Origin of the sequence: Clostridioides sp. ZZV15-6597 (assembly GCF_020657815.1) — a bacterium.
Taxonomy (GTDB): Bacteria; Bacillota; Clostridia; order Peptostreptococcales; family Peptostreptococcaceae; genus Clostridioides.
In genome coordinates this window covers 1-7,894 of sequence record NZ_JAGWCT010000147.1, presented here as the reverse complement: position 1 = coordinate 7,894, position 7,894 = coordinate 1, and the positions used below count along the sequence as shown (strand labels likewise).

The following is a 7,894-nucleotide window of genomic DNA, read 5'->3' as shown; positions in this document are numbered from 1 at the left end:
AATTAAAGTCTGTGAGGTGAAATATGAGTAAAAAAGTAAAATATTTTTCTTTAATCCTTTTTCCGATTGCTTTATTTTTAAATTTCATAGCAAGTAAAATTCCAAATATTGTTGAAAAATATTACTCTCAAGCCATAGATAAAAAAATTGTACAACTATTAAGTAAAGTTTCAGGAATATTTCCATTTTCTATCTACGAAATTACAATGTACATAATAGTTATATCTATTTTTTTATTTTTATGTTCTATCGTATTTACAATTTTCAAGAAGAATAGAAATTTAAAGACATTTTTAAAGAATTCTATTTTAAACATATTATCTATTTTATCAATAGTTTATTTTCTTTTCGTAGTACTTTGGGGTATAAACTACAATAGAGTTCCACTTGAGAGCACCCTTATCAACCAATATAATTTAAAAAACAACAATTCTGCCCAATCAAAGCAACATAGTACTAAAGAACTTTCTGAGTTATATAAATTTTTAGTAACTAAAGCAAATGAAACTAGAAAACTTACACTACAAGATAAAAATGGAGTTGTAAGGTCTAATACAGATTATAAAGGTGTCATAAATAGAGCTCAATTAGGATATGATAAAATTTCAGATATTTTACCTAGTGTTAGTGGTAGTTACTCTAAGCCAAAATATGTTATTTCATCACATCTTATGTGCTATACAGGAATAACTGGTATATATTTTCCATTTACAGGTGAGGCAAATGTTAATATTGCAATCCCTGACTTATATATTCCTTGTACAGTTGGTCATGAAATGGCACATCAGAGAGGATTTGCTAGTGAAGATGAAGCTAACTTTATAGGTTATCTTGCTTCCATAAAACACCCTGATATTGATTTTAATTATTCTGGCTATGTTTTGGCCTTAAATTATACAGCTTCTGCTTTAAGTAAAGTTGATTATAATGCTTATGTTGATATTTCTGCTGGCATTTCAGAGCTGGTTCGAAGGGATTTAAAAAATGAGAGTGAATTTTGGCAAAGATATGAAGGTAAAATTAATAAAATTTCCAATGGATTTAATAATTCTTATTTAAAAGCTAATGGTATCTCTGAAGGAACTCAAAGTTATGGCAAAATGGTTGATTTATTGCTAACTTATTATGAATTATATCCATATAATTAAAGGTACTCATAAAGAATACTAAAATTGATAAAACATTGTTATTTATTATCTAATTTTCTATTATTTAATAGTTTATTTTTTTATAAATTCATTATAAAAAAATAAACTATTCTTAAGTATTTACTATATGTATACTTATAATACAAGGAAAATTTATAGTATATATTCTTAAGTATATTCTAAATTAAGTATCATTCATTATCTTTTTATCTAAAAAAAAGCATATACCAAAGTCTGATATATACCTATAATCTTATGTATATCTGTCTATAATATTTATTTTCACAATTAAAATACCTCTGTAAAAATATCTATTTACATTATAAAAATAAGTATTTAACTTTCTTAGAACCAACTAAGTGTATACCTAAATTTATCTTATTAGTTTTAAATATTACTTATAGTAATTTTCTAATACACTAGTAGAAACTGATTTTCCTTGAAAATATTTCGTCCAACTCTCATATTCTAAATTTTTCCATACACTGCCATCACTAAATGTTACTTGTTTTACACATGATATGATATACTTTGCATCATGCTTTCCAGTTGATTGGTTCCATTTATCAAATAATAGATTTTCATTATTTTGTGTCTTATTTGGAGCTATTGCATTTTGCTTTGCATATTCTTTCTCCATTTGCTGCCACTCTTTCAACCATTTTTCTACCCATGCTTTACCTTGTTGCTTTTCAAACATACTTATTATATCCTTTGGTGGTGATTGTTGTATTCTTCTATAAGTATGTGCATATGCTTTCTTAGATACAGGAGATATTCCTGCCACAATACCATAATCTACACCATCTGTACTAAATCCAACACTTCCTACCTCTCCATTTGTCGCAACATTTTGAGCATCCCAGTATAGTTCAAGTGATTTTCCGTTTTTATCATATGCAAGACACACAATTTCATAATCCATGATTGCCTTTTTACTGTTGTTCTTAAAACTTATAACATTGCTAGGCCAATGATATGGACTATCATCAAATTGTATTTTGCTATTGTTTATGGCTAGTGGAAGATTTTTGTTATTGGCAATACCTTTGCTGTTTGAAGTGTCTAAAACTTTTTGTGTTGTAGTATTTTTTGCGTTTGCTAAGTATACACTTGCTTTGTCTGAATTGGTTGTATTAAGAGAAAAGGCTGTTGTCGTGCCAGTAACCAATAAAGCAATAACCAAAATGGGCAAGCTAGATATTTTTTTATATCCCATAGTTTTTTCTCCTTTCTTAGATTAATTTTTACTAAAACATTTTATAAAATGCGTTAATATCTATGTTAACAAAATACATCAATAGCTTTAGTAACTAAGTACTACCATAAATAGTAATCATATTATAATACTACTGTTGTAATTTTCATTTTACTAAATACAATTTTATTATAATATATATAAAATAGATTTTTGTACTCACTTATATGATTGAATTAGAATATAGATTTCTTATATTGCTTCAAATTTATTTAATTAAAAATAGCTAGATAATTAAATACCATGAATAAACTTTATTCCAAAAGTATTTGAATATCTAGCTATTTTATATCTATTGATTGTATACTATAACTTATCAATTTCCTTCAGCAACTCATCAACCAATTTGTCACCATTAATCATTCTTACAATTTCGCCTTTTTTAAATAAAAGACCTTCACCCTTACCACCAGCAATACCTATATCAGCTTCTCTAGCCTCACCAGGTCCGTTTACAGCACAACCCATAATTGCAACAGTAATATCTTTTTCCATACTACCAATCTTATCTTCAACTTCATTTACAACACTAATTAAATCTATATTACATCTACCACATGTAGGACATGATATAACTTTAATCTTATCATTTAAAAGACCCAAACTTCTTAAAATCTGTTTACCAACAACAACCTCTTCAACAGGGTCACCTGTCAAAGATATTCTGACAGTATCTCCAATTCCTTTAAGAAGAAGTGCTCCCACACCTATAGAAGACTTTATTGTTCCCTTATGAATACTTCCAGATTCAGTAATTCCAACATGAAGAGGGTAATCAACTTTCTTTGATATTAATTCATATGCATCAACAGTTTTATAAATATCAGATGATTTTAGAGAAATAACTATATTATAAAAACCTAAATCTTCAAGAATCTTAATATGCCCCATTGCACTTTCAACTAATGCTTCAGCAGTTGCAGAGCCATATTTTTTTAAAATTTCTTTTTCTAGAGAGCCCCCATTAACTCCAATTCTAATTTTTAAATTTTTTTCCTTGCATTTCTCAACAACCATTCTAACTCTTTCTATGTTCCCGATATTACCAGGATTTATTCTAACACCATCTACACCTTGTTCTATAGCTTCAAGTGCTAATTTATAATCAAAATGTATATCAGCAATAACAGGTATATTTACACTAGATTTTATCTTTCTTATATTTTTAGCTGCTTCCATATCAGGAACAGCAACTCTAACTATATCACAACCAGCTTCTTCTAATCTTTTTATTTGAGCTATTGTAGCCTCTGCATCTCTTGTATCAGTGTTTGTCATAGATTGTATGCTTATAGGATTTTCTCCTCCTATTTTTACACTCCCAACGCTAACTTCTCTTGTCTTTCTTCTCTCGTAACTCATATTTCACCTCTATATATTATTTTATATTAAAATCATTCAATATCTTAAAAAATACTACAAACTACATATATATTATAAATTAAAAAGCTATATAGTTAAACAGCTAAGAATAAATTTAATCTTTTAAAACTAATCTATTCTCACTTAAAACTACATAGCCTTTTTTAAACTTTATAATTATTGAAATAACCTTAATATATCTTTATATGTTATAAAAAGCATAAATAACATTAAGGCGCCAAATCCAACTACATTTATCATACCTTCTTTATTTGGGTCAAGTTTTTTACCGCCTCTAACAGCTTCTAATAATAACATAAGTATTCTCCAACCATCAAGAGCTGGTATTGGTAGTAAGTTTACTATACCTAAATTTAAACTTATTACAGCTGCCAAATATACTACATTTATAATACCTGTTTGAGCTGCGTCTGATACCATACCAATAACGCCTACTGGTCCTGCAACAGCATTACCAATTCCTCCTGGTACACGTCCTGTAACCATTTGACCTAAGAATGTTAACATCTGTTTTGTCATATCCACAGTAGTTTTACATGCATTCACTATTGAGCCAAAGAAATCTTTTTCTCTTTGTGGCTGAATTCCTATTTCATACTTTCCATTGTTATCCTTAGGAGTTACATTTACAACTTTATCGCTTCCATCCCTAGTTATACTAAGCTTCAATTCTCCACCAGAAGAAGTATTTATCATATTTGCAACTTCATCCCAAGTCTTAACAGAATTACCATTTATTTTATTTATCTTATCTCCTTCTTGAAGTCCTACTGTTTGTGCAGGAGTATTGGGCATTATTTTCCCAAGTGTAGTAGTTGGAGAACCTATATACAAAAACACTGGTACTAAAAGTACTGCTGCCAATATTATATTAAATATTGGTCCTGCTACAATAGTACTAAATCTTTGTAATATAGATTTATTTCCAAAAGAATTTGGACTTATTTGTTCTTCGTCTTCACCCTCCATACTTACATATCCACCAATTGGAAGAGCTCTTATGGAATACTCTGTATCTTTTTTTACACTATATATCTTAGGTCCCATACCTATAGAAAACTCATTTACCTTAATCCCACTTCTTTTTGCAAATATAAAATGTCCTAATTCATGTATTAATACAATTATACTAAATAGTATTAATGCAGCTATTATAGTCATAAATTCACCTTCCTATTTTTTTATCAGATTTTCAACATAAGCTCTACTCCATCTATCTGTTTCCAAAATTTGTTCTAACGTTGGTTTGCTTATGCTTTTATGAACCTCTAAAGTTTTCTCTATGTAATATGGTATGTCATAGAAACCAATTTTATCCTCTAAAAATTCACTTACCAAAACTTCATTTGCGGAATTTAAAACAGAAGAATAAGTTCCACTCATCTTTAGACATTCATAAGCTAATTTTAAACATGGAAAAGTCTCTAAGTCTGGTTCTTCAAAGGTTAAAGTACTAAATTTTGAAAAATTCATTCTTTCAAAATTACTTTCCATTCTATCTGGATATGTAAGAGCATATTGTATAGGCAACCTCATATCTGGACATCCTAATTGTGAAATTATAGAACTATCTGTATACTGTACCATTGAGTGAATTATACTTTGCGGATGAACCACTACATCTATATTTTCTTGTTTTACTCCAAATAGCCATCTAGCTTCTATTACTTCTAGTCCTTTATTCATAAGCGTTGAAGAATCAATGCTTATTTTTCTACCCATACTCCAGTTTGGATGCTTTAAAGCTTCATTTTTAGTTATATTTAAAAGTTCTTCTTTTTTCTTTCCTCTGAACGGTCCACCAGAAGCTGTAAGTATTATTTTTTCTATATTTTTATTATTCTCTCCATTTAAACACTGAAATATAGCACTATGTTCACTATCAACAGGAAGAATATTTACATTATATTTTTTTGCCTCTGCCATTACAAGCTCACCAGCAGTTACTAATGTCTCTTTATTCGCTAATGCTATGTCAATTCCCTTTTTTATAGCGCAAAGTGTTGGAACTAATCCTATCATTCCCACAACAGCAGTTAAAAGTACATCAATTTCATCTAATGATGATATTATTTTTAATCCTTCCATCCCTGTTAAAACTTCTACCTCTATATTTTGTGGCAATATTTCCTTTAATTTTAATGCTTTACTTTCCTCAAAAACTGTTACATATTTAGGTCTAAATTCTACAATTTGTTCAAGTAGTAATTCAATACTACTATTAGCTGATATTGCAACTACTTCAAACTTGTCTCTATTTTCTCTAACTACATCTAAAGTTTGCTTACCTATAGAGCCTGTAGAACCTAAAATTGATATTTTTTTCATATGATAATCCTTTCTAATAATAAATATACCCTACCAAAACATTATAACACTACTAAAACAATTATTTTTACTATTCACAAAAACTTCATATAATTACTGGAAAAATATATTTAGTTTACATTATAGCATTACTCTTTAATTTTAATTTATTCACATATAGTTACTTTTATTTTTAATCCAGTAAAGCTCTATCTATTAAATTAAACCTTAGCTATTCTTTATGTGTTTTTACAATATTATTAAAATATTTTAGCATCATTAAACATCCTTTTTTATTTCTACAACATCTTCTATTTTACAGTCTAGTGCTAAACATATCTTTTCCATTGTATCCATAGAAACAGACTTATCATTTCCTAATCTACCTAAAACAGAAATACTTATACCTGATATATTTACAAATTCCATCTTTTTTATTTTTCTATCAATTAGCAATTTCCACAATGGAGTGTATGAAATCATTTTATCACCTCTTCTAAAATCTATTTTATCATATTTTATCTATTTTGAAAAATTTTCATCTTTTTCGATAAATAATCCCTTACTTAAATATAAAAATAGTTGTAATACTTATCAATATAAAAAAGACTGTAGTTAAAATGGTTTCAATATTTCGTCCTGTATCATAACATTTATTTATGATTTTGTATATTTGATGTACACTTTGAAGATTTAATATTAAAATACCACTATTCACTGGAAACTTATTTGTATCTAAACTTATACCATGTACCCATTGTATTGTGTTAAAATAAAACAAAGTAATGTATTTAAAAACTATACTATTGATAAGAGGTGATTAAATGAAGCAGAGTACAAAAATAGAAAATGAATTTATAAAAAATAGATGGACTTTAGATGTCATAGAAAAAGAAAAAAAAGTTACTCGTATCATTCGTTACTTCCTGACAACACTTTCTATCATTGCTCTCTTTACTCCTGTAAAAATTAAGTTTTCCATCTATATATCTATATTATTGTTCAGTTGGATGATGTATTTATGCCTATACCCTAAAATGCTACTAGAAATACCTAAAACAAAAGAATCAATAAAATATCATATACCCTTTCCTTTAACTGCATGTGTACTATCCATGCTAATTCTGCTTTTGTCAACAAGCTCCTTAAATACACCAAATAATGAAAGATTTAGTTTTGCTGGAATTTACATGATAGTATTGTTGATTCCTTATGCCTTAGTATTAATTATTAAAAAAAGACATGAAACAAAACTTAAAACACTACTTGTTACCTTATCTACATTCATTCTCAGTTTTTCTACAACACCAGCATTAAATTATATAACAACATTAGACAAACCTGAGTTCGAACTTGTAACCGTTGTTGATAAAGAAATAAATCCTTCTCGCTCTGGAAACGATTACTATCTTAAAATAAATGTAAAGAATAAAATAAAAAAAATGAAAGTTTCTAATAATATGTATGATTCGACAAATAAAAACAACTCAATTCAACTTTGTAAAAGAAAAAGTATCTTTGGTTATGAATACTGGACATTGTACAAATAACATAATTACATTATTAATAAAATCAAATTGAAATCAACTTAGTTATTATATAAACATTTTATTCTTACGATTATTAATATAAATAAAACCACTAAGAAAAAGCATTAGCTCCCTTACTAATGCTTTTATCTATTGCTAATTTTGATTACAAATTTTTTAATTCTTCTAGCATGCTATGTACTTATTATACTTTTACAATATTTATATTATTTTTCAGTCACATATTTATTAAAAAATTCTTTTTCTTC

The 7,894-nt window shown here is 27.6% G+C and carries 7 protein-coding genes; 2 read left to right on the top strand and 5 right to left on the bottom strand.

Going from position 1 to position 7,894, the window contains the following annotated elements; genetic code table 11:
* The first annotated feature begins 23 nt into the window (after nucleotides 1–23).
* Nucleotides 24–1,148, top strand: coding sequence for a DUF3810 domain-containing protein (locus tag KGF52_RS19490; protein ID WP_227841324.1), 1,125 nt, complete (start codon nucleotides 24–26; stop codon nucleotides 1,146–1,148).
* Between the two features lie 394 nt (nucleotides 1,149–1,542).
* Here KGF52_RS19490 and KGF52_RS19485 read toward each other — a convergent pair whose 3' ends face one another.
* The 5 genes from KGF52_RS19485 to KGF52_RS19465 all read right to left on the bottom strand — a co-directional run bounded on the left by KGF52_RS19485 (nucleotide 1,543) and on the right by KGF52_RS19465 (nucleotide 6,579).
* Nucleotides 1,543–2,367: a DUF5780 domain-containing protein gene (locus KGF52_RS19485; protein ID WP_227841323.1), complete on the bottom strand. Its 825-nt coding sequence runs from the start codon at nucleotides 2,365–2,367 to the stop codon at nucleotides 1,543–1,545.
* 345 nt (nucleotides 2,368–2,712) lie between these two features.
* Nucleotides 2,713–3,768, bottom strand: a complete 1,056-nt coding sequence (gene ispG / locus KGF52_RS19480) for a flavodoxin-dependent (E)-4-hydroxy-3-methylbut-2-enyl-diphosphate synthase (RefSeq protein ID WP_227841322.1) — start codon at nucleotides 3,766–3,768, stop codon at nucleotides 2,713–2,715.
* Between the two features lie 177 nt (nucleotides 3,769–3,945).
* A complete protein-coding gene (rseP, locus tag KGF52_RS19475) occupies nucleotides 3,946–4,950 on the bottom strand; it encodes an RIP metalloprotease RseP (RefSeq protein WP_227830417.1) in 1,005 nt (334 codons plus the stop codon).
* Nucleotides 4,951–4,962: 12 nt separating this feature from the next.
* The gene (locus KGF52_RS19470; protein ID WP_227841321.1) at nucleotides 4,963–6,117 is read right to left on the bottom strand and encodes a 1-deoxy-D-xylulose-5-phosphate reductoisomerase; all 1,155 of its coding nucleotides are present in this window, start codon (nucleotides 6,115–6,117) and stop codon (nucleotides 4,963–4,965) included.
* Between the two features lie 258 nt (nucleotides 6,118–6,375).
* Complete coding sequence (locus tag KGF52_RS19465; RefSeq protein ID WP_227830419.1) at nucleotides 6,376–6,579, bottom strand: helix-turn-helix domain-containing protein; 204 nt, start codon at nucleotides 6,577–6,579, stop codon at nucleotides 6,376–6,378.
* A 341-nt stretch (nucleotides 6,580–6,920) separates the two neighbouring features.
* Between KGF52_RS19465 and KGF52_RS19460 the strand changes: the two genes are divergently transcribed.
* Nucleotides 6,921–7,646: a hypothetical protein gene (locus KGF52_RS19460; protein WP_227841320.1), complete on the top strand. Its 726-nt coding sequence runs from the start codon at nucleotides 6,921–6,923 to the stop codon at nucleotides 7,644–7,646.
* Nucleotides 7,647–7,894 lie beyond the last annotated feature (248 nt).